We start from the raw sequence: 24,161 nt of genomic DNA on the forward strand, positions 1-24,161 counted from the left end.
TGGAGATGCTCATCCGAACGCGGTGGGCGCGTCGGCGGGGTATACAACATCGCCTCGCCCGCTTGGCGCTGTTCGTGTTGATGCGACCGGGGGTCTTGGCTGTAGCGCTGTTCGTGTTCGCGTTGCTGCGCATCCATGGCTTGGCGGTGTAACTGCGCGTGGTGCTGCGCTAGCTGGTGTTGCTGTTCGCGCGCTGCCTGCGCTTGCTGTTCCTGCTGCTGCAATTGTGCGATCCGCGCCTGCTCATGCATATCCACGCTGGCCGGTTTTTCATGGGCCGGGTTGCTGTGAGCGGGTGGCTGTTGTGTCTGCCGGTGTGCTTGCGCCAGGTGCGCCGCCTGCTGCTGCGCCTGCCGTATGTGTTCCTGGCGCTGCTGGATGACATGCTCTTCCTGCTGGGCCGTGTGCCTGTCCATGGCCGGAGGCGGCATGGACGCGGCAGCGGATGAGGATGAAGATGAAGAGGCAGATGAAGAGGAGGACGTGTCCGCGTTCGTCGATGTTGGAGGCATGGACGCTGTCGGCCCGCTGTGCTGGAACCACTGCTCAGGATGGGTGAGCGTGTCGTAGGCTTGCCCGGCGGTGTGTTCGACCGCATGGATGCCGCGCTCCACGGTTTGACGATCGGCATCGTAGGCATGTTCGGCACGCACCTGCACCGCCAGTGCTTCCACCTTCGCCGCCATGGCGGCAGTCGCGACAGGATTCAGGGCCATGTTCAGTAGCTCGCGGTCCTGATGGACGTCCTGGCGAAAATGGTCAAAGGCGGCCTTGTTGTGCGCGTAGTTGGCTTGGAACTGCACCAGCCTCTCCGGGGACAGCACGCTCTGCGGGCCAGTGAAGTGTGTGCCGCTGTGATCGCCCAGGCGCATCGCCCGCAACGGATTGGGTGACGATGCGCCGTGGCTGACGTCGAGGTAGTGCGCGTCTTTGAGCGCTTGCACATTTTCTGGAGTCGCCAGGGTCAGCACCGTACCGTAATGCCGACTGGCCGCACTCACCGGATCACCTGCCAGGACGTAATTGGTCACCGCCGTGCCACCTTCCGGCACGTGGTGGCTCAGGCTCACCGCGCCGTAAGCGTTGTAGGTCGCGCCGCGCAGACCGAATTCCGCCGCCTCAATCTGCGCCAGTGCACCGCCGAGGGAGTGGCCGGCGACGGTCACGTGCTCTTTGGGAATGCCCTGTTTGGCTGCCTTGGCGAGCATCTGCGCCGTGAACGCATCAGCGGCGGCTTTTTGCGGGTTGACGGCATCGCGCACCATCGTGGCATCGACGGCGATGTCCTGGACGGTGGTGAGCGCATGGCCTGCTTTTTCCGCCGTGGTATCGCCAGTAAATAGACCTGGGTCGGTGCCACGGTAGGCGATGATGATGCGGCGCGGCACTTCCACACTTTGATACGCGGTTGCGTGGAAACCACTGATAGGATCGTTCGCGTAGCCAAAGACGGTGTAGTGCTGACCGCCAAGAGTTATGGGTTTTGTGCCATCAACTTCACTCTGCAAACGGTTTCTATAGGAATTAACAGCAGCGTCGGCACGTGCTTGATCGGCAGTGTTCATAGCTTGGCTTCCCTGACAGTAATGGTGACTTGGAAGTGAGCATCTGGATGCTGAACAACCTCATCGTCTTCTCCAGTGAGCGTTGGAGCGCCATAGGGAGCGAAAGAAGTATCCCCATACACGCTCTTCTTGAAGTAGAAGGGCCGCTCACCATCACGTAATAGAGGTTCAAGCCCGTTCCCCCAATTGAACCTTACCCCCTTGGCAGTCGCCACAATGACAGCACCGGTCGCATCCCAGTGGCACACGCCAAGCTTGAAGTAGTCCTCATCCAATAAGGCGTCGCGGTAGAAATATCCCTTCCACGTGTGATCGTCCACCTGTGTCATAGGAACATCGAGTCCGGTACCAGGCACTTGCTGCACACCAACGAACGGCATCATCGGCACGCATTTCTCATTGATGACGTCATACCCGATATATGCCTTGATCGTATCCCATGGCCCCGGCGCATGGGAGGTGGCAATCACTTCGTAGCGTCTGACCGGGTGCGGGTTGAGGTGACCGGTGGCGCCGTCATTGCCGACATCGATGCCTTTGGAGCAGCCCGCAGCGGTCAGGGCCAGGGGCATGATGGCGGTGGCGGCAAGGTGTTGCAGTTTCATCGGGTCGTCCTCGGGGGGATGGGTCGCGGATACGGCGGCAGGCAGGTACGGTGGCCGCGCAGGTTTACGCTTGGGCTCCACCGGCAATCCGCCGGGTGGCAGCGGCCCCAGCTCGGCGCGCACCCGCGCATTGATGATCGCCATATCGCGCAGCAGCTGCAGATCGTGCAGCGGATCGCGCACCTTGAGTTTGCGCGGGCGATAGGGATTGTCGCTGTGATCGTCTTGATCGTCGGTGTCCTGGCTCATCGCGCGTGACCTCTCCTTTTGATTTGGACCAAGCCTCTCCCCTGCACCTGCGATCTTACGCCACGCAGCCGATGCCGCAACGGCCTGGGGCGACGAGGCTATGGCCGGGGTGTTCATGGCCTGGCGCTCGCCCAACCAGCGGCGCGACAGGGTTCACCGACAAAGCTGCGGCGCGGGCTTGGTGCGCAACCGAGGCCACATGTTCGCCCATACACTATACGGAAATTCCAATCACGTGTATGGAATTTCCGTCGTTGTGCAGGACGTGTGCGCATCCTGCACCGACGCGTTATATTCCATTGCATTGTGCAGTGACGGGCCCGCGTTGAGTGCCACATATTCGCTCACCTGCCGCTGGATGTCCGCTGGCAGATGGCTAGACCGGAGTGCGCGCAAATCTGGCGCAGCGCCTGGGACAGTGCGCCACGTTCGTGAAACAACTCGCGGCTGAAATGCTTGAAGGCGGTCTGGTGATCCACGTAGCGCTGCGACGTTTCGCTGAAGCGATGCGGGACCAGGCCGTTGTCCGGGCTTTTGCTGCCGAAATACTGTTTGCTGCCGTGCTCGCCCAGCCCGCATCGCCAGCAGCGCATTGCCCACAACGACGCACTGCGATGCGAACGATCCATGCGCGATCGCGTCAGGCATCCACAGCAGCGTCTACAGCGCGCGCCAACTCCCCGGCGCCAGGCCGTCGAGCCGGTGCGTCCCCATCGCCACGCGCACCAGGCGCAGGGTCGGTAAGCCGACCGCAGCGGTCATCCGCCGCACCTGGCGGTTGCGGCCCTCGCGCAACACGATCTGTAACCAGGCATCGGGCACGGTCTTGCGGAAACGCACCGGCGGATCGCGCGGCCACAACGCCGGTGCGGCATCCAACCGGCTGACCTGAGCCGGCGCGGTGGGACCATCATTCAACGCCACACCATCGCCCAAACGTTGCAGTTGCTCCGGCTGCGGCACGCCCTCCACCTGCACCCAGTAGGTCTTGGGCTGTTTGTGGCGCGGGTCGGTGAGACGATGCGCAAGCGCGCCGTCGTCGGTCAACAGCAACAAGCCTTCGCTGTCGTAATCCAGCCGCCCGGCGGCATACACACCACCAGGCAGACCGAATTCGGCCAGCGTCCGCCGCGGCGACGCGCTGCGGTCGGTGAACTGGCACAGCACGTTGAACGGCTTGTTGAAGGCAATCAGCACGACGGTGGGGACCGCGCTACACCCGCGCCGCACGGCACGGTGCGGGACATGTCGCACGCGCGCATACCGCCATACGCAACGACCGCATCAGCGCTTGACGAACTTCAACGTCATCCGGTCGCTCTCTCCGATCGCCTGGTACTTGGCGTTGTCGGCCGCATCGTGCTGGTTGCTCGGCGGCAGCGTCCACACGCCGCCCGGATAGTCCTTGGTGTCGCGCGGATTGGCGTTGATCTCGCTCTTGCCGACCAGGGCAAAGCCCGCCGCCTCGGCCATCGCGATCACCTGCGCCTGCCCCACGTAGCCGCTCTTGTCGTCGGCCGGCACGTCGGCCTTGGCGCGATGTTCGACCACACCGAGCACGCCACCGGGTTTAAGCACCTGGTAGAACCCCTTGAACATACCTTCGGCCTGTCCGGCCGTGCGCCAGTTGTGCACGTTGCGGAACGTCAGCACCAGATCCGCCGATCCAGGCGGACCGAACACCGGAGCGCTCGGGGAATACGCCACGATGCGGGCGTGGTCGTACTGCGCCGGCGCGGCGGCGAATTTTTGCTCCAGGCCGCTGCGGGCCTTCTGCTGATAATCGCGGCGTCCTTCCGGTACCGCCGCCGGATCGACCACGGCGGCGATGTAGTGGCCGCGTTCGCGCAGATACGGTGCCAGGATCTCCGCATACCAGCCGCTGCCGGGAGTGATCTCGATCACTGTCTGCGTCGGCTTGATACCGAAGAAGGCGAGGGTCTGGCCCGGGTGACGATAGGCATCGCGCGCGACGTTGGCAGGGTCGCGCCAGCGGCCATCGATGGCCGCCCGCAGCCCCGCATCCGCTGCGGGCAAGCCCGTGCTGTGAGCGGGCTTGAGCGCCTGCGCCATAGGCGCGAGCAATGTGCTGGCAACGGCCAGCGTACAGACACAGGCAAGCGAGGTTCGAAGCGTCATGGCAGGCGTCCACACAAAGGTGGCAGGAGCCTAGCACGCATGCGCGTCACCGCCGACGGCGACGTGCGCAGATCACGCAGACAGAACGTTATGCTTGCCAACATTGCAGCATCTCCGAAAGCACACGCGACACGCCTGTCGCCGTCCCCACACTGGAGGATTTCGCCATGTGGCACACACGCGAACTCGGCCGTTCCGGCCTGCATGCAGCACCGCTTGCGTTCGGCGGCAACGTGTTCGGCTGGAGCGCCGACACCAAGACCTCGTTCGCCCTGCTCGATGCCTTCGTCGATGCCGGATTCAACCTGATCGACACCGCCGACATTTACTCGGCCTGGGTGCCGGGCAATCGCGGCGGCGAATCGGAAAGCATCATCGGCCAGTGGCTTAAACGCAGCGGCAAGCGCGACAAGGTACTGATCGCGACCAAGGTCGGCAAATGGGCCGAGCGTCCAGGTTTATCCGCCGATAACATCGCCGCAGCGGTGGATGATTCCTTACAACGTCTACAAACCGACGTCATCGACCTCTACCAGGCGCACGCCGATGACGATGCGATACCGCTGGAAGCATCGCTGGCGGCGTTCGGGCGGTTGATCGAGCAAGGCAAAGTGCGCGCGATCGGCGCATCCAACTATAGCGCCGCACGCCTGGCCGAAGCGTTGCGGATCTCGGCGCAATACCACCTGCCGCGCTACGAGACGCTGCAACCGGAGTACAACCTGTACGATCGCGCCGGCTACGAGGCCGCACTGGAACCGCTGGTGCACAAGCACGGGCTGGGCGTGCTGTGCTACTACGCGCTGGCCAGTGGTTTTCTCAGCGGCAAATATCGCAACGCCGGCGACGCCGACAAGAGCCAAGCGCGCGGCGCCAGCGTGGTCGCGCGCTACCTCAACGCACGTGGCCTGCGCATCCTGGCGGCGCTCGACGACCTCGCCGGCAAGCATGCCGCCACCCCGACCCAGGTAGCATTGGCCTGGTTGATCGCGCGTCCCGGCATCACCGCACCGATCGCCAGCGCCACCAGCCTGACGCAACTGCAAGACCTGCTCGCCGCCGCGCGCTTGCAATTGTCGTCCGCGGACATCGCGCAATTGAACGCCGCCAGCGAAGACAGCGCATGAGCACGGCCCCCTGGACCACCCGCATCGTGCTCGCCTCGCGCCCGCAGGGCGCGCCGAGCGCGGAAAATTTCCGCCTCGAACAAGTGCCCCTGGCGCCGCCCGGTCCGGGCCAGGTGCTGCTGCGCAACCGCTGGCTATCGCTGGATCCCTACATGCGTGGTCGCATGAGCCAGACGCCTTCGTATGCGCCGCCGGTGCAACTGGGCGAAACGATGGTCGGCAGCACCGTGGCCGAGGTGCTCGTCTCGCATGCGCCTGCGCTCGCCCCGGGCGATCTGGTCCTGGTGCAGAACGGCGGCTGGCAGACGCACCTGGTCGCCGAAGGTGCCAGCCTGCGGCGCAAGCTCGATCCGCAGTCGCCGCTCCCGCCCAGCACCGCGCTCGGCGTCTATGGCATGCCCGGCTTCACCGCGTATGCCGGCCTGCACGAGATCGGCAGGCCACAACCCGGCGAAACCGTCGCGGTCGCTGCCGCCACCGGCCCGGTTGGCGCTAGCGTGGCGCAGATCGCCAAGCTGCGCGGCGCGAACGTGATCGCCATCGCCGGCGGCGCGGAAAAGTGCCGTTACCTGCGCAAGGAACTGGGTATGGACACGGTCCTGGACCATCGCGCCGCGGATTTCGCCGCGCAGTTACGCACCGCCGCCGCCGACGGGATCGACGTGTACTTCGAGAACGTCGGCGGCCATGTGTTCGACGCGGTGCTGCCGCTGTTGAACGACTTCGCACGGATACCGGTGTGCGGCACCATCGCCACCTACAATGCCGAGGGCGCATCGCCGCCCGGCCCGGATCGGCTACCAGCACTGATGAACCAGATACTGCGCCAGCGCCTGACTGTGCGCGGCTTCATCGTCGGCGACTTCGTCATGCTCTATCCGGAGTTCCTGCGCGAGATGGGCGCATGGCTGGCCGAGGGCCGGGTGCGCTACCGCGAACAGGTGGTGGATGGGCTTGAGAACGCGCCACAGTCATTCATCGACATGCTTGATGGCGGCAACTTCGGCAAATTGGTGGTGCGGCTGAACGTGTAGCCGCAATCCAACCGACAGCACCAGACGACTCACAATGCGCGATGCGGTGGCGATATCCCGCGACACCATCATGCGGCTTATCCAGTCCGCAGCTTAGAGTAGCTAACAAAACTACTGCGTCGCTGTCGTGGATGCCAACCGCAATAAGAAAATCGAAACCGCTAACGTGCTTGTGCTCATTGCGTTGCTCTGCGTTGCACGGATCCTGTGGTGCGATGGGTTATCTTCTCTATACCCGCGCCAGTGATGAATCGATCAACTTCGATTCGACGCACCAGGGTTCTCGCGTTTCATCCGCGTACAACGCAGAGGTCAAATCGTAGACGGGTGGACTTACAAGGCATGGCGTTTGTTCGACGGAAACACGCTCGGCGAGGAACGTCAGGAAGAAATCCTCGCCTTCGGCATCATGCGTTGCAGTTGAATCTTGAGGCCACCCAATCCAGACACTACCATCGGTGATAACGCCGTCGTTGCCTTTTTCATGTCCGATTCTCCAGCTCCACCCCGTGTGCGCCGCAGCCCACGTACCCGCCCGTCAGCGACGACGCCGGAACACGGTCTGCCCGCGGAGCTGATGCGCCGCATCGGCGCCTGCGAAGGCGATCCGAATTTCATGACCTCGCTGGCGCGTGGCCTGGCGGTGCTCAGCGCGTTCGGTCAGCACAGCCGCGACGTCAGCATGGCCCAGCTCAGCGCCGACACCGGCATCCCCCGCGCGGCGGTGCGACGGGTGTTGTACACCCTGGAAAAGCTGGGCTACGTCGGCGTGCATGGTCGCGGTTATGTGCTGCTGCCACGCGCGCTGGGGATCGGCAGCGGCTATCTGTCCACTGCGGCACTGTCGGTGGCGGCACAGCCAGTGCTCGATGCACTGCGCGACACGTTGCACGAGTCCTGCTCGTTGGGCGTGCTCGATGGCGACGATCTGTTGTACGTGGCACGCGCGGAGACGGTGCGGCTCATGTCGATCAGCCTGCGTGCGGGGAGCCGGCTACCGGCGTATTGCACCTCGATGGGACGGGTGCTGCTCGCCGCGCAACCACCTGACACCCTGCACAGTTATCTGGAGCGCAACCCGCTGCGTCCACGCACCGAGCGCACCATCACCGAGCGCGTGCCGTTCCAAACACTGCTCGAACGCGTGCAACGCGACGGCTATGCAATCGTGGATCAGGAACTGGAGATCGGCCTGCGCTCGGTCGCGGTGCCGGTGAACAACCGTCAGGAACGCGTGGTCGCCGCGCTCAACGTCGGCACTTCAGTGTCGCGGATGACGCTAGGCCACCTGCAAAACAAAGTATTGCCTGCGCTGAAACACGCGGCGCAGCAGTTGCGCCTGTTGCTGGATTGACACCTCACCCGATATTGCGGCGACGAAGGCGGATGCAAGCTGTTAGCGCCGAAGTAAAAAGTCGGCCTTGGGCTGCTGCACCCTCAATCCGCAGGCCCGAACGCCGGCAGCTTTTTCAAGTCCTCCGCCGACAGGCCCCGCCGGTCCATGACGGCGGGCATGAAGAATTTCCGCCACCGCTGCTCGAATGCGTCTACCTGGTCCCGATACCGGAGCTGGCTCGCCGCGTCGGTGCCGGCCAGAAATTCGCCCCACAGCACCAGGGCCAGGCCCGGCGACACCCAGGCCCAGCGGTTGACGAAAGCAGCCTGCTCGGCGCGGCGCGCATCGAACGATCGCGCGAGCGGCCCGAGTGCCGCTTCTTGGCCCAGCGCGCGTGCAACGAAGGTCGCAGGCCAGACGGCGGTAGCCGGTGCCTGCACACCGGGGTGTGCCGCGTACCAGGCTTTCGCCAGGTCTTGTTCGTGCGCTTCGCTTTCCTGCTGGGCTGTGCGGATCTGCACGATGGACAGCAGCCGGGAGGGCATCGGCGCGGCGCGTTCTGCCGCCAGCGCCAGCGCAGCGGGCACTGCGAAGGTCAAGGCAAGCCAGAGACCCAACGCGGCCAGCATGCTGCTTGCGCCAGAGACAGGTGCCCACGACAGGCATCCACCGAGCACGACCCACACCGACGTGAATACGGCCAGTGCGCCGATCCAGGCCAGCGTCACTGGCGCGTTCGAACCCGGATCCAGCAGCAGCGCCGGGAGCGTAGCCACCGCGGTGACGGCCCAGATGCAGAGGCAGCGCCAACCCAGCGCTGCGGCCACCAGGGGCCACATGCCGTGCGTCGACTGCACACGCAGCAGGCCGAGGCGACCGTGCTCCCGCTCTTCTTGCAGGAGGCCGCCGCACAGCACGAGCGCCACCAGCGGCAGGAGCAGCGCGACCATGGCCGGTACGCCGGGCAGGCCGGTGTCGTTCAAAAGAGGATTGCGCAGAGGTCCCGGGTCCCGCAATTCGACCAGCCGGTTGTCGAGCGAAGCCTTCAGACGCGTGGGCAGCACCGAGAGCCGCTGCACACCCAAGCCCAGGCCTGCCTGGACCGGCATACGCGTGACACCGAGGTCGCCGCGGCCCAGCTCGTAAGCGGCGATCGCGGCGGCGGGGCCTGGCGGGGTTTGCACCTGCGCCGTTGCGGAGTCGATCGCGGCGGCTCTCGCTGCTGCATCCAGCGCGGCTGCAGAGCGCCATGCACGCGCGTCGAGCCCTGCGGAGACGGCCGAGGCCAGCAGAACCGCGAACAAAGCGCTCAGCGCGATCCACGCCAGGGGCTGTCGCCACAGCTTCGAACCTTCCGCGCGCCAGTAGTGCCGGGACGGGATCAGTTGCATGGGTCGAGTCTCCGCGAACCCAGCCACAGCACGCCGACGACCGCCACGAACCATGCCACCAGCACGGCGCCGTCGGCAACGACCGCACGCAGCGAAAATCCCAGGCCGGGGTCTGCGTACCGCCAGGGCGGGATCGCCTGCCACTGCAGGTCGCCGGCGTATTTGTCTTCGAGCGAGGTGACGCCGCGGGTCGCGGCCAAGTCCCATTCGTCCATCCGCGTAGTGAACTGCTGCCGGTACGCTTCGGCCGATTCCTCGAAATGCTGGCGGTGCGCCAGGTCGGCGCCGGCCAGCGCGCTGGCCACGGACCGCATCGCGGCGTAGGGGCTCAAGACCGTGCACCACCGCAGAAGGCCTTGCTGTGCCAACTGCGCATCTTCGAGTTCCTTGAACCGCAGCGCGTGTACCTTGGTCGAATACGCATCCCGGAACAGGCGCCGTTTGGCGTTCGCGCCGAACGGTAGGTCTTCGAGGCGGGCCACCCGATATTCGGCCAGCAGGTGCGCATCGAAAGCCCCGAGCCGTGCTGCGGCTGCGCCGTCTCCGGGCAGACCGTTCTCGATACCGTCGTGGATGCCCGACCAGAACTGTTCGCCCGTCGGGAGGGGGTCGATGCGCTCCACCCACGATGCCGCCAACCGGGGAACGATGAAGACAGCCGCGACCCAGAACGCGATCATGACCAGCAGCGCCGCGCGCGAGCTGGTGCAGAAAGCCGAGACGAGCACGGTGCCCGCGGCCCAGGTCGCGTAATAGAGCAAGAGGGCTGCGCCCAGCACCGCCGCCGCCGGCATGCCACGCGGCTCCGCCACCATGCCCCAGGCGCTCACGACCAGGGCCGGGGCGAGCACCAGGGCCAACCCGGCACACAACCCCAGCCACTTGCCCAGGAGCAACGGAGTCGCGCGCACGCCACAGGCATGCAACATGCGCAGCGTGCCGAGTTCGCGCTCCTGCGTCACGGTGCTGTGCCCCAACACCGCGATGAGCAGCGGGACCAGCGCGAGCAGAACGAATGCGGGCGTGAAGGCCCCCAGTCCCAGCGCGGGCGCTGCATCGGCCGCGGGCATGAACATCGCCATGTTGCGTTTGTGAGGCTCCAGCCAGAGGGCCTGGCCTGTCTGTGCATCCACGCCCGGTTCTACGCTGGAAAGTGCGGTCCTGGGCTTGAATGCATAGAGGCCGAAATGAGCTGCGCGGTGCGGATTCTTCTCACCCTGGTGGTCCCACTGGTCGCGGACCGCATGTTCTACCGCGCTGCGTTCCTGTTCGGCCTTATCGCGCCGATCGGCTGCCGTGAACAGCATCGCGATGAAGAGCAGCGCCAACGTCAGGCCCAGGCCCCACAGCCTGCCGTCCCGGAGCAGTGCACGGGTTTCCTTGCGCGCGATCGAGGCCATCATCGCGCCATCGCCTCCGGCGTGCCCCGCGCATGCGCGAGGTAGATGCGCTCGAGTTCGGCGTGGGCGACATCCGCGGTTTCGAACTCTGCGACCAACCGACCCTCGCACAGGATGCCGATCTGGTCGGCGACCTGGAGTGCGTTGAAGAGATCGTGCGTCGCCATCAGAATGGCCATGCCCCCCGCCTTGGCCGCAAGGATGCCTTGTGCGAATTCGTTAGATGCCGACGGATCGAGGCCCGAGGTCGGCTCGTCGAGGAGCATCGCCGTGGCCTTGCGAGCCCGGGCGATGGCCAGGCCGACCTTTTGCCGCATGCCCTTGGAGTAAACCGCCACCCGGCGGTCGTGCGCGTCGCCGGCCAGACCGGTGCCGTCGAGCAGGGCCCTGGCCTGTGGCTTGGTCAGCGCGACTTCCGACAGGGCGCAGAAATACCGCAGGTTCTCCACGCCCGACAGATAGGGATACAACGCGACGTTTTCGGGCAAGTACGCCAGGCGCGCACGCGCCGCTTCGGGTTGCCGCGACGCATCGATCCCGTCCACCAGAGCGCAGCCCTGCGATGCCGGAACAAAGCCCAGAAAGGCGTTCAGCGTCGTGGTCTTGCCTGCACCGTTACCGCCGAGGAGCGCATACACGCGGCCTGCGGGAATGCGCAAGTCCAACGCGACGAGCGTGTCTTTGCCGCCCCGGCGAACCGTGAGCTTGCGTGCCTGAAGCGTCGCGTCGTCGCCCATCAGAAGAAATAACGCAGCGTGGCACCGACCGTGGTTTTCGGAACCGGCGAAACCAACAGCCCTGCCGCCGTACCGTAGGCGATTTCCGATCCGTAACGTTGGGGTTGGAACGTCGCGTACAACGAGCACTGGGCGGAACCATAGTCGTAGGTCGACCGTACGTCGTACCGTGTGTAAAGCGGCATGGTTCGTTCCTGCGTCGTGGGTGTCCCGACGTAGTAGGGGATGTCGTCGATCAGGGACGCGTCGGCATTGAGCGTCATCTGGCCCGCGCCGAGGCCGAACTTGTGCTGCGCACCCGCCTTGAGCTGCACGCCGGGAACGGAGAGCTTCGCGCCGGTATTGGCGGCCGGGTTGTTGACCTTGGCCTCCAGGATGCGGCCGACGCTCGCATACACGCTCGATGCGGTGCCGAGCTTCCAGCGCGTCTCGATTTCCACGCCCTTACGCGTGGTATCGCCGACTGACTTGAACGAGCCGTCGGCCTGCGAGACGATCTCGTCGCTGTTCAGAATGTAATAGGCCGCTCCCGAAACCATCACGTCCGTCGCGGGATTCGCGGTGAATCCCATGTCGTAGGAACGCACCTTGCTCGGCTTGACCAGGCTGATGACGCCGCCGGGCGCCCCGAGCGGTCCGGGCGCGCCGCTGCTGCTGATTTGCTCGGTGGCCGGCGACCGCATCCCCTCGGCGACGTTGGCGAAGAGCTCCAGCTGCGGCAGCGCCGTCCAAGAAGCACCCAGCTTGGGCGTGAAGACGCCTTTCCGGTACCCCGTGCTGGCCGCTGGAAGTTTCAGGTTGGCGATGTCGTAGTCGAAGCGGTCGTACCGGGCGCCAGCGCTCAGTTTGAGGTCCCGTGCCACCCTCCACTGCCCCTGCGCGAAAAAGCCGTAGGTGACCAAATCGAGGTCGACGTCGTTCGGGTAGTTCGCGGAAGGCAGCCGGTTCACGTAGATGCGGCGGAAGGCGCTTCCAGAGTCTTTGCGCAGTTCCGTTCCCATCACCAAGCTGGCGTCGCCGAAGACGGTGTTGTGGTAGACGCGGGCACCATACATGTCGCGGTCGTCCTCGCCCAGGAGATGTCGGGTCGCACTCGTCGCGACGGCGCGCTGGCGGTAGAGGCTCTCGCCGTAGGCGGTCGCGTACCAGCCCTCTTCCCCGGTCGTCGGCGCCCGATTCACGACCACGCTGGTGCGCCGCGCAACCCCGAAACCCGGGTTGTTGAATTGGGTCGAGCGCGGGTCCAGGCCTTTCTGCAGGTCGGAGAGCGCCAGGTAGCCAGCGGCCTGGAAATCCGACACATAGCGTGTCAGGCGCAGGCTGTATTTTCCGCTGGCTTGTTGCGTGGACAGCTTCCAGGAGAGGCTGTCCCGATCGGTATTGGACGCATAGCGGTAGCCATCGTTGCGATACCGGTCGGCCACCAGCAGGGAGTCGACTTCCGAGAGCTTATTGGACAGCACCAGAGTCGTGCGCCTGAGCCCGTAGCGCTCGGCGCTGACGCTCACACTCGACGGGGTCGCGTCGCCGCCGTCGCGGGTACGGATGTCGACCGCGCCGGCCCGGTTCTGGTCGCCATAGAGTGCCGAGACGGGGCCCTTGATGACGTCGATGCCGCCGATCAACTCGGGTGTCAGCCATTCGAGAAACACCGCACCGTGGCTAGCGATGCTCTGGATCGACGGGATATTCTGCGGAACACCATCCACGTACACGGCCGTGTCGGCTCCATGCGTGCCCTGGGTCGCGAAGCCGCGCATCCGGAAACCGTTGCCGGTATCCCCCTGGTCGATGTTGTTGGCCAGGACACCCGGCACCCGGCGAAATATATTCGAAACGTCGCGACCGACATTGGTGTTGGCGATGTCTTCCTGACCGACGTGCTGCACGGTGGTGGGCAGGGCCTGCGGGTTGAGGGTGATGTCTGACCGGTCGCCGACTTGGCGGGAGTCGCTGTCGGAACCGTCGAGCACCCGCACCGAGGGCAGCGTGCCGGCCGCCGTGGTGGTGATGGCCGATGGCGCGGTGGCCTCCGCGCTCTGGGCGTGGGCGGTAAGGGCAGTGCCCATCGTCGCCGTCAACACGGCGACGGCGAGCAGGGGGCGGGACAACGGCTGCGGCGATGGGCTGTTGGCGAGGAAACTGTTTTTCATGGAAATATAAATAATTTTTCCTGCGGCCATTTTTATAAATGGCCGCGCAATAGTGATCAAACTGACGGCAATTGCTACTGCAAGCCAGACCAAGAGTAAATCGGAAATATATGCGCCCCAAAATCCCTTAAATTATAAAGATTTCTGGCAACCTCAACAACAACCTCAAACTGACCCACCTTGATCGCTGATCAGCAACTTAGAGTCGCCACGCCCACATCGTGCAGATCAGCGGGGAGAACTACCGATTGAAGGACAAACGCAAGGCCGGACAGACGGCAAAGAGGGCGACGGCGGCGGCATGACCGGCGTAGTGCTGCTGGGCGGCTAAGGGCTTTGCCCTGCGCAGCCGAGCAGCGCGATGAAAAAGACCCTGGTGGGTCAGATTTAAATCGGCGTTGACAGCCAGCACAACGCGGATGGCAACACGCCCGCGGGCGTGGGTCACTCCGTGCCTTCGGCCGCCTGTTCGGCCAGGATCGGCGCGGCCAGGGCGAACGCATGATTGGCGGCGGGCACACCGCAGTAGATCGCCGCCTGCAACAGCACCTCTTTGATTTCGTCGGCACTGACACCGTTGTTGCGCGCCGCGCGCACATGTAATTTGAATTCCTCGTCGTGGCCACACGCCACCATCATCGCCAGGGTCAACAGCGAGCGGGTGTGCCGCGGCAATCCCTCGCGGGTCCACACCGTGCCCCACGCGGTACGGGTGATGAAATCCTGGAATTCCTCGGTAAACGGCGTGCGTGCGGCTAGCGCGCGGTCCACGTGTGCATCGCCGAGGACGGCGCGGCGCACCCGCAAGCCGGCCTCATAGCGCTCGTTCTCGTCCATCGGTATAGCTCCTCGACAGTGGAAAACACACACGCCGCGCGGCTACTGCAACAGAAAGCGCAGCAACGCGTCGTTGAAGGCATGCGGAGATTCCACATTGCACAGGTGTCGACCGTGTACTTCAGTGAAACTACCGTTGGCGACCTGCGCGGCAATCGCCTGCAATTCAGCAGGCGGGCACACTGGATCGTCGTGTCCGGCCAGCGCCAGCACCGGCACCTCGATGACGCCCAGCTGGTCGCGCAAGTCGGCCTCGGCCAGTGCGTGGCAACAGGCGATGTAGGCCTCCACGTCGGTGGCCTGGCACGTGTCCAGAATGGCGTGGACCGTCGCCGGCTGGGACGCGACGAAAGCGGGGGTGAACCAGCGCACGCACGTACCCTCGCGCAGCGACGCCATACCCTCGGCACGCACCTGTTCGATGCGTGCCTGCCAGCTCTCGGCACTGCCGATCTTGGCTGCGGTCGCGCAGAGCGTTAGGCTGAGCAGGCGTTGGCCGGCATGCACGCCCAGCCATTGCCCGGTCAGCCCGCCGATCGACAGACCGCAGAAATGGCTGCGCTCGATCGACAGGGCGTCCCATAGCGCCAAGACGTCGCCGCCGAGATCCTGCAGGCGATACGGCCCCGGAGCCGTCGTCGAAGTGCCATGGCCACGGCGGTCGTAGCGCAGCACGCGAAAATGCGGTGCCAGCGCCGCGATCTGCGCATCCCACATGTGCAGGTCGGTGCCGAGCGAATTGCATAGGGTCAGCCACGGACGGCCTTCGCTGCCGTCGATGCGGTAATGCAGGCGATGCGCGGGCAACTCGAGGATGGGCATGGACGATAAGCTCGCAGAAAAAGGGGACGCCGCAGGCAGACGGCGATGCTTGCATTTTAGAGCGTGCTATGTACTTTGGAATGTGTACGCCGCCACCTGGAGCGGGTTGAGACAAGGCGTGTGCCACCCAGGCAAATGTCGCATCCCCGTCTCGGCGCGCTGCAGTCGGCTTCCCGCCCAGATCGCGCCATCGCCCCCGGTTCAGCCAGGCGCCTGCGCGGCGAGGACGCGCTCGATCCACACCGCCGCCATGCCGCGCCAACTGTCGTCGCCGAATAATGCGTCCAGTTGCGTCGGCGACAGCACGGCGACGACCTGCGCGTCCTCGGCCAAGACCGTGCGCAGATGCCGCTGCGTCTCCAGCGCGCGGTGGACCGCCCTCTCCACCAGGGCATGCGCGGCGGCCTTACCCAACTGCCCGGCCAGATTCACCGCGACCGCTTCGGCATAGAGCAGGCCGCCATGGCTATCCAAGTGCGCAGCCATACGTGCGCGGTCCAATTGCAGACCTTCGATCAACACGCGTATCTGGGCCAGGCTACCGGCACTCAAGCGCACGATCTCCGGCAGGGTCTCCCACTCAGCATGCCAGCCGCCGACGGCGCGCTCGTGTTCCTGCGGCAGCGCCGCGAACAGTGTCGACAGCAGACCCGGCACGCGTGTGGCAGCGGCAATCGCCACCACACAGCCGACCGGGTTGCGCTTGTGCGGCATCGCCGAGGAACCGCCCTTGCCCGCTGCCGCGGGTTCGAACGCCTCGGCCACTTCCGACTGCATCAGCAAGGCAACGTCACGACCGATCTTGCCCAGGCTACCGGCCAGCAGCGCGAACGCCGCGCCAATCTCGCCGACACGATCGCGCGCCGCATGCCACGGCAATGCGGGCAGCGGCAAACGCAGCTCCTGGGCCAAAGCATCGGCCACCTGCAAGCCACACTGCTGCAACGCCGCCAGGGTGCCGGCGGCGCCGCCGAATTGCAGCACCAGCGCATCGTCGCGCAATGCGTGCAGGCGACGACGGCTGCGTTGCAGTGCGTCCAGCCAACCGGCCGCTTTCAGCCCGAACGTGACCGGCACGGCGTGTTGCAACAAGGTGCGTCCGGGTAGGCCGGTGTCGCGCTCGCGTTGCGCTAGCGCTGCCAGCGCGGTGCACAAGGCCTCCAGTTGCGCTTCCACACGGTCCAGCGCGGCGCGCAGTTGCAGAACCGCGCCGCTGTCGATGATGTCCTGACTGGTCGCGCCCCAATGCACCCAGCGTGCGGCCTCGGCGTCGGTGGCGGCCACTTGCGCGGTGAGCGCCTTGACCAACGGGATGGCCGGATTGCCGGCCAGCGCGGTGGCGGCGGCGAGGCTGTCCAGGTCGTAGTGCGCGGCCTCGCACGCGGCGGCGATGGGCGCCACGGCGCTTGTCGGAATCACCCCGCAACGCGCCTGCGCACGCGCCAGCGCCGCCTCGACATCGAGCATGGCTTGCAGACGGGCGCGGTCGTCGAACAACGCATCGACGGCGGGGTCGCCGAACAACGGACGCAATAGCGAATCGGAAACGCTCATCGGATCGTGCGCAATGGCAATGGCGAGGCGGGCAGCGTAACCGCTGCGCGCCGTAGTCAGTAGGAGAAAAACACCGTTTCGCGTTCGCCCTGCATCCGCACGTCCCATTGGTAGCGCCCCGGCGCGCGCAGTTGCGCGATGAGCGTGGCACGGCGCTCGACCGGCACCTGCGCCAGGATCGCGTCGCCGTCCAGATCGTCGTCGCCGAAGTACAGGCGTGTGGGTGCGGCGCGCAACAGCCCGCGCATGAACACCAGCACGACCAAATGGGGCGCCTGCGGTCCCTTCGGTCCGGGCACGCGACCGGGCTTGATCGTGCGAAAAGCGAAACGGCCCTGCACGTCGGTCGGCACCCGGCCCCAGCCGTGAAAGGCAGGGTCGTGGTCGCCACGACGCGGATCGGCGACATGGTCGTAGATGCCAGCGGCATCGGCCTGCCAGATCTCCAGCAACGCATCGCCGACCGGCGCGCCAAGGCCATCGAACACGCTGCCGGCGACCTCCACCTGCGTGCCCTGCGCCTGTGCTGGCGCGATCTCGGTGCAATACAGCGGCTCCAGCCCGATCCGGTAGTAGGGGCCGACCGTCTGCGAGGGGGTTGCCTGGAAACTCATCGCGCTTACTCCCAAGGGGTCTGTTTGCGTCCGCGCAGGACGATGTCGAAACGGTAGGCCAACGCATACTCGTTGGCCGCGTGTTCCCAATCGAACGCGGACACCATGCGCTCGCGCGCTTTGGGGTCGTCCACGCAGTTGAAAATCGGGTCGTAGGCCAGCAGCGGGTCGCCAGGGAAGTACATCTGGGTGACCAGACGCTGGCCGATGCCGTCGCCGTGCAGCGAAAAATGGATGTGCGCCGGGCGCCAGGCGTTGTAGTGGTTGCGCCACGGATACGCGCCCGGCTTGATGGTGGTAAAGCGGTAGCGACCATGCGCGTCGGTCAGCACCTGGCCGGTGCCGGTGAAGTTGGGGTCCAGCGGCGCATCGTGGCGGTCGCCATCATGCAGATAGCGGCCGGCCGCATTGCACTGCCAGACTTCGACCACGCGATTGCACACCGGTTTGCCGTTCTCGTCGAGGACACACCCACCGACGCTGATGCGCTCGCCCAGCGGCGCGCCCGGGAATCCGGCGGTGAGGTCGGCGGCGTGCGCGCCCAAGGTGATCCGGTCCAGCGTGGGGCCGGTGGCTTCGGACAGCGTCACCGCGATCATGATCGGGTCGCGGGTCGGGCCACGGCTGACGGTGGAGGCATAAGGCGGATGCCGATAGGCCGGTTGCGTGCCCGGGTACGGGCGACGGTAGCCGAGCAAGGGATCAATCGGGGAATCGTCGTGCATCGTCGTATTCTCGCGGGCTCCAGGCGGAGCCGGTTGACTGGAAGTGGATCATGCAGGTCCGCACGCGCAGCCGGCTACAGTCGCTCGATCGCCAGCGCCACGCCCTGGCCGACGCCGACGCACATGGCGGCCAGGCCACGCTTGCTACCGCTGGCCTCCAACTGGCGTAGCAGGGTCAGTGCCAGGCGCGCGCCGCTCATGCCCAGCGGATGGCCGAGTGCGATCGCGCCACCATTGGCGTTGACGTGCGGCGCCGCGTCGTCCAGGCCCAGCGCGCGCGTGCACGCCAGCGCCTGCGCGGCGAAAGCCTCGTTCAGTTCGATGGCGTCGAACTGCTCCAGGCGCAGGCCCAGCCGTACCAGCAAGGCCTGCGTCGCCGGCACCGGGCCCATGCCCATATAGTCCGGTTCCACGCCAGCGCTGGCGAAGCCGAGCACGCGCGCGCGCGGCGTCAGCCCCAGTTCGCGGGCCCGGGTCGGCGTCGCCAGCAACAACGCAGCAGCCCCGTCGTTGATGCCCGAGGCGTTACCGGCGGTGACGCTGCCGGGCTGACGGAACAACGGCGCCAGCCTGGCCAGCGCCTCGGCGGTGGTGTCCGCACGCGGATGCTCGTCACGCGACACCGTGACCGTCTCGCCGCGTTTGGCGCCCGGCACATCGACCGCGACGATTTCCTCGTCGAAGAATCCCGCCGCCTGCGCGGCCGCGGCGCGCTGCTGGCTGCGCAGCGCGAACGCGTCCTGGTCTTCGCGGCAGATACCGTGGCGCGCAGCCACGTTTTCGGCGGTCTCGCCCATCAGTGCCACACCGTAGCGTGCGCGCATGCGCGGGTTGACGAAGCGCCAGCCCATGGTGCTGTCCTCGATCTGCTGGTTGCGGGCGAAGGCACTATCGGCCTTGCCCATCACCCATGGCGCACGCGACATCGACTCGACCCCGCCAGCGATCGCCAAGCCCAGTTCGCCGGCGCGCAGCGCGCGCGCCACCGTGCCGACGGCGTCCAGGCCCGAGCCGCACAGGCGGTTGACGGTGCAACCAGGCACGCTGCACGGCAGCCCAGCCAGCAGCAGGCTCATGCGTGCGACATTGCGATTATCCTCGCCAGCCTGGTTGGCGCAGCCGAGGTACACCTCGTCGATGCAGGCCGGATCCAGCTGCGGCTGCCGCGCCAGCAGCGCTTGCAGCGGTAGTGCGCCGAGATCGTCGGCGCGCACGCCAGCCAACGCGCCACCATAGCGGCCAATCGGGGTACGGATCCCATCGATGATGTAGGCTTCGCTCATGCGACCGCCGTCAACGGGGCCAGGTTCAACGCCAGACCGGTGGCCTGACGCAGGTCGTCCAGACTCACCCCATCGACCAGTTCGAGCACCGTGGCACCGGCCGGGCCGAGCGCGAACACGCCCAGATCGGTATACACCCGCGACACGCACCGCAGCCCGGTCAACGGATAGCTGCATTCGGCCACCAGTTTGCTTTCCCCGCGCTTGTTCATGAGTTCCATCATGACGTAGACCTGTTTGGCGCCGATGGCCAGGTCCATCGCGCCGCCGACTGCGGGGATCGCATCGGCCTCGCCGGTGCTCCAGTTGGCCAGATCGCCATGCACCGAGACTTGGAACGCACCCAGCACGCATACATCCAAGCGACCACTGCGCATCATCGCGAACGAATCGGCGTGGTGGAAATAACAGCCACCGATCAGCAACGTCACCGGCTGCTTGCCGGCATTAATCAGGTCCGGATCTTCTTGCCCTGGCGGCGGCGCCGGACCCATGCCGAGGACGCCGTTCTCGCTGTGCAGGAAGATGTCCTTGTCCGCCGGCAGGAAGTTGGCCACCGCCGTCGGCAGACCGATGCCGAGGTTGACGTAGGCGCCTTCGGGAATGTCGCGCGCCACGCGCGCGGCCAGCGCATTGCGATCCAGGCCACGACCGCTCATGGCGTGCATACGCCCTCCTGCCTGGTCGCCACCGCCACCAGTCGTTGCACGAAAATGCTCGGGGTAATCACCGCTTCCGGATCCAGATCGCCCAACTCCACCACGCGCTCCACCTGCGCGATCGTGCAATCGGCCGCCATTGCCATCAGTGGGCCAAAGTTGCGCGCGGTCTTGCGGTAGACCAGGTTGCCCCAGCGATCGCCGTACTGCGCTTTGATCAGCGCGAAGTCGGCGCGGATCGGATACTCCAGCACGTAGTGGCGGCCGTCGATCTCGCGCGTCTCCTTGCCGGCGGCCAGCGCGGTGCCGTAGCCGGTGGGAGTGAAGATCGCCCCCAGGCCGTTGCCGGCGGCGTGGATACGCGCGGCCAGATTGCCCTGCGGCACCAACTCCAGTTCCAGTTCGCCAGCACGATAAGCGCTGTCGAAATGCTGTGAGTCGCTCTGGCGCGGGAACGAACAGACGATCTTGCGCACGCGCCGATGCTTGATCAGCGCGGCCAGGCCCGTCTCGCCGTTGCCGGCATTGTTGTTGACGATAATCAGTTCGCGCGCACCCTGCGCGATCAGCGCGTCGATCAGCGCTTCCGGCATGCCGGCGGTGCCGAAGCCACCGATCATCACCGTCGCCCCGTCGTGGATGTCGGCCACTGCTGCGCCGCACGAGGCCAAGGTCTTGTCGATCATCGTCACGCTCCAGCGGTGACGGCTCGCCAATGCTGCGGATAGACACACCAATGCATCCGGAAAAGACTTGCCACAACGCCGGCTCCTGATCGATCCGGATCCCACGGTAGGATGCCGCTCGGCGGCGGTCAATCCGATAATCGGATATAAAGTTCGATAAACGAACAAAATTTCATGCCCACCCCTGGGCCGGCAAATGCCGTTGATGTATACATTGGACGCCGTCCCATTGCATCGACGGTGCTGCGCCCGCCGCAAATTCCCGACAGGACGCAGACAACACGCAACGCCCCCCGCACGCCTGTTGTATACAACTTCAAGGAGTTCGCCATGGGCCAGCCCATTCCGGCATTTCCGCTCAACGCGTGGTACGCCATCGCCTGGGACCACGAAGTCAAACACGCGCTGCTTGCGCGCAAAATCTGCAACTTGGAGATCGTCCTGTACCGCACCAGCAGCGGTCACGTCGCCGCGCTCGAAGATGCCTGTTGGCACCGATTGGTGCCGCTGTCGATGGGCCGGCTGCGCGGCGACGACGTGGTCTGCGGTTATCACGGCCTGGCCTACGACGCCAACGGACGCTGCGTGCACATGCCATCGCAGGACACCATCAATCCCGCCGCCTGCGTGCGCCGTTTCCCGACGGTGGAACGGCACCGCTACGTGTGGGTGTGGCCTGGCGATGCCGCACTGGCCGATCCGGCGCTGGTGCCGGACCTACATTGGAACGACGATCCCGGCTGGGCCGGCGATGGCCGCACCATCGCGATCCAGTGCGACTACCGGCTGGTCCTGGACAACCTGATGGACCTGACCCACGAAACCTTCGTGCACGGCTCCAGCATCGGCCAGGACGAAGTCGCCGAGGCGCCATTCGACGTCGTCCACGGCGAACGCAGCGTGGTGGTGTCGCGTTGGATGCTGGAGATCGATCCGCCACCGTTCTGGGCTTGGCAGCTCGAGCATGCGCACGGCTACCGCGGCAAGGTGGACCGCTGGCAGATCATCCGCTTCGAGGCGCCCTGCACCATCGCCATCGACGTCGGCGTGGCGGTGGCTGGCAGCGGCGCGCCACAGGGCGACCGCTCGCGCGGCGTCAATGGCTACGTGCTCAACACCGTCACCCCGGAAACCGAGCGTAGCTGCCACTATTTCTGGGCCTTCGTGCGCAACCACTCGCTGCACGAGCAATCGATCACCACCCGCCTGCGCGACGGCGTCACCGGCGTGTTCGGCGAGGATGAGGTGGTGCTGGAGGCGCAGCAGCGCGCGATCGACGCGCACCCGGACCACGTGTTCTACAACCTCAATGTGGATGCCGGCGGGATGTGGGCGCGGCGCCTCATCGAGCGCATGGTCGCCGCCGAGCAACGCGCGCACGCGCTGCACCTGCGCATGGTCGGCTGAACCCACCAGAGACTGAGAACGCCCCATGTCCACCACGCATCCCTTCCGCTCCAGCGCCGCGCAAACCACCCGGGTTCTGCTCGCACTGCGCGAACTGATCCTAGCCGGCGATCTGGCCGCGAACGAACGCTTATCCGAAATCGCCCTGGTGGAACGCCTGGGCGCCTCGCGCACGCCGGTGCGCGCGGCGTTGCAACGGCTGGCCGAGGAGGGCCTGGTCCAGCCATTGCCCGGCGGTGGCTATGCGGTGCAGGCGTTCGGCGAGCGCGACGTCGACGATGCCATCGAACTGCGCGGCACTCTGGAAGGCCTGGCCGCACGCCTGGCCGCCGAACGCGGCGTGGATCCGGCCCTAATGACGCAGGCACAAGCGGTGTTGACGCGGATCGACCAGACACTGGCGACGACGACGTTACGCGAAGAGGATTTCGCCAGCTACGTGAGCTGCAACGAACGCTTGCATGCCCTGCTGATCGAGATGGCCGACAGCCCACTGCTGACACGCGAATGCGCACGAATCGCGCAACTGCCGTTCGCCTCGGCCAGCAGTTTCGTGCTGAACCGCAACCGCGCCGCGCAGATTTTGCGCCTCGCTCAGGAACAGCATCGCCAGGTCCTAGACGCGATCCAGCGCCGCCAGGGCACGCGCGCCGAAGCCCTGATGCGCGAACACGCACGGCTGGCGCAACACAATCTCCATCAAGCCCTACACGAGCACGACACACTCGACCAGATGCAAGGCAACCGCTTGCTCGGGTACCGCCTGCGCGCCTGAAGTGCCCCACTAACGCAGCGCCTGCCCACCCCTTCCCGATCGTCGGAATCCACCATGCGCAAAGACTCCCAATGGAACACCGCTCGCATCGTCGCCGTTACCACGCCTTGTCAGGAGGTGCGCGAGATCAAGTTCGATCCTGGCAGCGCTGGCCGGCATTTCACTGTCGGCAGCCACATCGACGTGCGCGTGCATATCGGCGACACCCCCGACGTGCGCTCCTACTCGCTGGTCGGCGAACCCGCCGCCGATGGACATTACCGCATCGCGGTGCGCGCGGTCGCCGGTAGCCGTGGCGGCTCGCGTGCGATGTGGGCGCTGGCGGTGGGCGACCAAGTGGAGATTTCCGCGCCAAACAACCAGTTCGCCCTGGACGAGAACGCCGAGCACATCGTGCTGATCGCCGGCGGCATCGGCATCACCCCTATCCTGGGCATGGCGCAGCGTCTGGCACGCAGCCCGCTCCCCTTCCAGCTGCTCTATGCCGGGCGCAGCCAAGCCACCATGGCCTACTTGGAACCATTGCAGGCGTTACTCGGCGAACGCCTGAAGGTGTTCTGTCCCGAGCACCTGGGCCGACTCGAACTGGCCACGCAAATCGCGCAGTGGCCGCGCGGCGCAGACGTCTATGCGTGCGGGCCGCTGCCGCTGTTGGACGAACTGCGGCAGCGCTGGCGGGAAGATGGTCGCGCGCGCGCGCGCCTGCACTTCGAAACCTTCGGCAACAGTGGGCATGCACCGGCGCAGGGGTTCGAGGTGGAGATCCCCACCATGGGCAAGACCGTGCAGGTCGGCGCGCACCAATCGCTGCTGGACGCGCTGAGCGCGGCGGGCGTGGAGGTGATGGCCGACTGTCAGCGTGGCGAATGCGGACTGTGCGTGGTCGATGTCCTGGACAGCACCTCGCCGCTGGATCACCGCGACGTGTTCCTGAGCGAGGAACAGCACCGCGACAACCACAAGCTATGCGCTTGTGTTTCGCGCGCGCTCGGTGGACGCATCCGCATCGACACCGGCTACCGCGCCGACGCATTCTGAAATGCAAAGATTCGACGCCGCCCGC

At 65.8% G+C, this 24,161-nt stretch carries 23 protein-coding genes and 1 pseudogene; 7 read left to right on the forward strand and 17 right to left on the reverse strand.

Annotated features, from left to right (window positions below; all coding sequences use genetic code 11):
* The 5 genes from XalbCFBP2523_RS13765 to XalbCFBP2523_RS13790 form a co-directional block, all read right to left on the reverse strand.
* Positions 1 to 1,565, reverse strand: a 1,565-nt coding sequence (locus XalbCFBP2523_RS13765) for a Tle-like phospholipase domain-containing protein (RefSeq protein WP_430523483.1), incomplete at its 3' end; no start/stop codon positions are given.
* On the reverse strand, positions 1,562 to 2,419 hold the full coding sequence (locus XalbCFBP2523_RS16865; protein WP_196297602.1) for a hypothetical protein: 858 nt from the start codon (positions 2,417 to 2,419) through the stop codon (positions 1,562 to 1,564). The genes XalbCFBP2523_RS13765 and XalbCFBP2523_RS16865, both read right to left, overlap by 4 nt.
* Positions 2,420 to 2,763: 344 nt before the next feature.
* On the reverse strand, positions 2,764 to 3,048 hold the full coding sequence (locus XalbCFBP2523_RS13780; RefSeq protein WP_012917486.1) for a hypothetical protein: 285 nt from the start codon (positions 3,046 to 3,048) through the stop codon (positions 2,764 to 2,766).
* 31 nt (positions 3,049 to 3,079) lie between these two features.
* Complete coding sequence (locus XalbCFBP2523_RS13785) at positions 3,080 to 3,616, reverse strand: pseudouridine synthase (RefSeq protein ID WP_045766848.1); 537 nt, start codon at positions 3,614 to 3,616, stop codon at positions 3,080 to 3,082.
* Between the two features lie 87 nt (positions 3,617 to 3,703).
* A complete protein-coding gene (locus tag XalbCFBP2523_RS13790) occupies positions 3,704 to 4,558 on the reverse strand; it encodes a class I SAM-dependent methyltransferase (RefSeq protein ID WP_045766454.1) in 855 nt (284 codons plus the stop codon).
* 167 nt (positions 4,559 to 4,725) lie between these two features.
* Between XalbCFBP2523_RS13790 and XalbCFBP2523_RS13795 the strand changes: the two genes are divergently transcribed.
* From XalbCFBP2523_RS13795 to XalbCFBP2523_RS13805, 3 genes are all read left to right on the forward strand, one after another.
* Positions 4,726 to 5,685: an aldo/keto reductase gene (locus XalbCFBP2523_RS13795; protein WP_045766455.1), complete on the forward strand. Its 960-nt coding sequence runs from the start codon at positions 4,726 to 4,728 to the stop codon at positions 5,683 to 5,685.
* Positions 5,682 to 6,719, forward strand: a complete 1,038-nt coding sequence (locus tag XalbCFBP2523_RS13800) for an NADP-dependent oxidoreductase (RefSeq protein ID WP_045766456.1) — start codon at positions 5,682 to 5,684, stop codon at positions 6,717 to 6,719. Before XalbCFBP2523_RS13795 ends, XalbCFBP2523_RS13800 begins: the two co-directional genes overlap by 4 nt.
* A gap of 484 nt (positions 6,720 to 7,203) precedes the next feature.
* Complete coding sequence (locus XalbCFBP2523_RS13805; protein ID WP_080928161.1) at positions 7,204 to 8,073, forward strand: IclR family transcriptional regulator domain-containing protein; 870 nt, start codon at positions 7,204 to 7,206, stop codon at positions 8,071 to 8,073.
* 83 nt (positions 8,074 to 8,156) lie between these two features.
* Here XalbCFBP2523_RS13805 and XalbCFBP2523_RS13810 read toward each other — a convergent pair whose 3' ends face one another.
* The 4 genes from XalbCFBP2523_RS13810 to XalbCFBP2523_RS13825 are packed head-to-tail and all read right to left on the reverse strand — an operon-like array spanning position 8,157 to position 13,829.
* Positions 8,157 to 9,446, reverse strand: coding sequence for a DUF3526 domain-containing protein (locus XalbCFBP2523_RS13810; RefSeq protein ID WP_230599171.1), 1,290 nt, complete (start codon positions 9,444 to 9,446; stop codon positions 8,157 to 8,159).
* Entirely contained in the window at positions 9,437 to 10,849 is a 1,413-nt protein-coding gene (locus tag XalbCFBP2523_RS13815) for an ABC transporter permease (RefSeq protein ID WP_045766459.1), read from the reverse strand. Before XalbCFBP2523_RS13815 ends, XalbCFBP2523_RS13810 begins: the two co-directional genes overlap by 10 nt.
* Entirely contained in the window at positions 10,846 to 11,583 is a 738-nt protein-coding gene (locus XalbCFBP2523_RS13820; protein WP_045766460.1) for an ABC transporter ATP-binding protein, read from the reverse strand. The genes XalbCFBP2523_RS13815 and XalbCFBP2523_RS13820 overlap by 4 nt, the downstream gene beginning before the upstream one ends.
* On the reverse strand, positions 11,583 to 13,829 hold the full coding sequence (locus XalbCFBP2523_RS13825; RefSeq protein WP_230599174.1) for a TonB-dependent receptor: 2,247 nt from the start codon (positions 13,827 to 13,829) through the stop codon (positions 11,583 to 11,585). Before XalbCFBP2523_RS13825 ends, XalbCFBP2523_RS13820 begins: the two co-directional genes overlap by 1 nt.
* Before the next feature lie 116 nt (positions 13,830 to 13,945).
* On the opposite strand from XalbCFBP2523_RS13825, the pseudogene XalbCFBP2523_RS13830 reads away from it, so the two are divergent.
* A pseudogene (locus tag XalbCFBP2523_RS13830) lies at positions 13,946 to 14,041 on the forward strand (AAA family ATPase); the annotation flags it as partial.
* A 139-nt stretch (positions 14,042 to 14,180) separates the two neighbouring features.
* On the opposite strand, the gene pcaC reads toward XalbCFBP2523_RS13830, so the two are convergent.
* From pcaC to XalbCFBP2523_RS13870, 8 genes are all read right to left on the reverse strand, one after another.
* On the reverse strand, positions 14,181 to 14,573 hold the full coding sequence (gene pcaC / locus XalbCFBP2523_RS13835) for a 4-carboxymuconolactone decarboxylase (protein ID WP_045766462.1): 393 nt from the start codon (positions 14,571 to 14,573) through the stop codon (positions 14,181 to 14,183).
* A 42-nt stretch (positions 14,574 to 14,615) separates the two neighbouring features.
* Positions 14,616 to 15,395 carry a 3-oxoadipate enol-lactonase gene (pcaD, locus tag XalbCFBP2523_RS13840; protein ID WP_045766463.1) on the reverse strand — a complete coding sequence of 260 codons (780 nt, stop codon included), beginning with the start codon at positions 15,393 to 15,395 and terminating at the stop codon, positions 14,616 to 14,618.
* A gap of 201 nt (positions 15,396 to 15,596) precedes the next feature.
* The gene (locus XalbCFBP2523_RS13845; protein ID WP_045766464.1) at positions 15,597 to 16,949 is read right to left on the reverse strand and encodes a 3-carboxy-cis,cis-muconate cycloisomerase; all 1,353 of its coding nucleotides are present in this window, start codon (positions 16,947 to 16,949) and stop codon (positions 15,597 to 15,599) included.
* 56 nt (positions 16,950 to 17,005) lie between these two features.
* Positions 17,006 to 17,563, reverse strand: coding sequence for a protocatechuate 3,4-dioxygenase subunit alpha (pcaG, locus tag XalbCFBP2523_RS13850; RefSeq protein WP_045766465.1), 558 nt, complete (start codon positions 17,561 to 17,563; stop codon positions 17,006 to 17,008).
* Positions 17,564 to 17,568: 5 nt separating this feature from the next.
* On the reverse strand, positions 17,569 to 18,288 hold the full coding sequence (pcaH, locus tag XalbCFBP2523_RS13855) for a protocatechuate 3,4-dioxygenase subunit beta (protein WP_045766466.1): 720 nt from the start codon (positions 18,286 to 18,288) through the stop codon (positions 17,569 to 17,571).
* 74 nt (positions 18,289 to 18,362) lie between these two features.
* Positions 18,363 to 19,571 (reverse strand): 3-oxoadipyl-CoA thiolase, encoded by a 1,209-nt coding sequence (gene pcaF / locus XalbCFBP2523_RS13860; RefSeq protein WP_045766467.1) that lies wholly within the window; start codon positions 19,569 to 19,571, stop codon positions 18,363 to 18,365.
* Entirely contained in the window at positions 19,568 to 20,230 is a 663-nt protein-coding gene (locus XalbCFBP2523_RS13865) for a 3-oxoacid CoA-transferase subunit B (RefSeq protein ID WP_045766849.1), read from the reverse strand. Before XalbCFBP2523_RS13865 ends, pcaF begins: the two co-directional genes overlap by 4 nt.
* Entirely contained in the window at positions 20,227 to 20,916 is a 690-nt protein-coding gene (locus XalbCFBP2523_RS13870; RefSeq protein WP_045764800.1) for a 3-oxoacid CoA-transferase subunit A, read from the reverse strand. Before XalbCFBP2523_RS13870 ends, XalbCFBP2523_RS13865 begins: the two co-directional genes overlap by 4 nt.
* 330 nt (positions 20,917 to 21,246) lie before the next feature.
* Here XalbCFBP2523_RS13870 and XalbCFBP2523_RS13875 point away from each other — a divergent pair, with 330 nt between their 5' ends.
* The 3 genes from XalbCFBP2523_RS13875 to XalbCFBP2523_RS13885 are packed head-to-tail and all read left to right on the forward strand — an operon-like array spanning position 21,247 to position 24,136.
* Positions 21,247 to 22,323 carry an aromatic ring-hydroxylating dioxygenase subunit alpha gene (locus XalbCFBP2523_RS13875; protein ID WP_045757759.1) on the forward strand — a complete coding sequence of 359 codons (1,077 nt, stop codon included), beginning with the start codon at positions 21,247 to 21,249 and terminating at the stop codon, positions 22,321 to 22,323.
* Positions 22,324 to 22,348: 25 nt separating this feature from the next.
* Positions 22,349 to 23,098 carry a GntR family transcriptional regulator gene (locus XalbCFBP2523_RS13880; protein ID WP_045766468.1) on the forward strand — a complete coding sequence of 250 codons (750 nt, stop codon included), beginning with the start codon at positions 22,349 to 22,351 and terminating at the stop codon, positions 23,096 to 23,098.
* 54 nt (positions 23,099 to 23,152) lie between these two features.
* Positions 23,153 to 24,136 carry a PDR/VanB family oxidoreductase gene (locus XalbCFBP2523_RS13885; protein ID WP_045766469.1) on the forward strand — a complete coding sequence of 328 codons (984 nt, stop codon included), beginning with the start codon at positions 23,153 to 23,155 and terminating at the stop codon, positions 24,134 to 24,136.
* Positions 24,137 to 24,161 lie beyond the last annotated feature (25 nt).

Origin of the sequence: Xanthomonas albilineans (assembly GCF_002939705.1) — a bacterium.
GTDB lineage: Bacteria > Pseudomonadota > Gammaproteobacteria > Xanthomonadales > Xanthomonadaceae > Xanthomonas_A > Xanthomonas_A albilineans.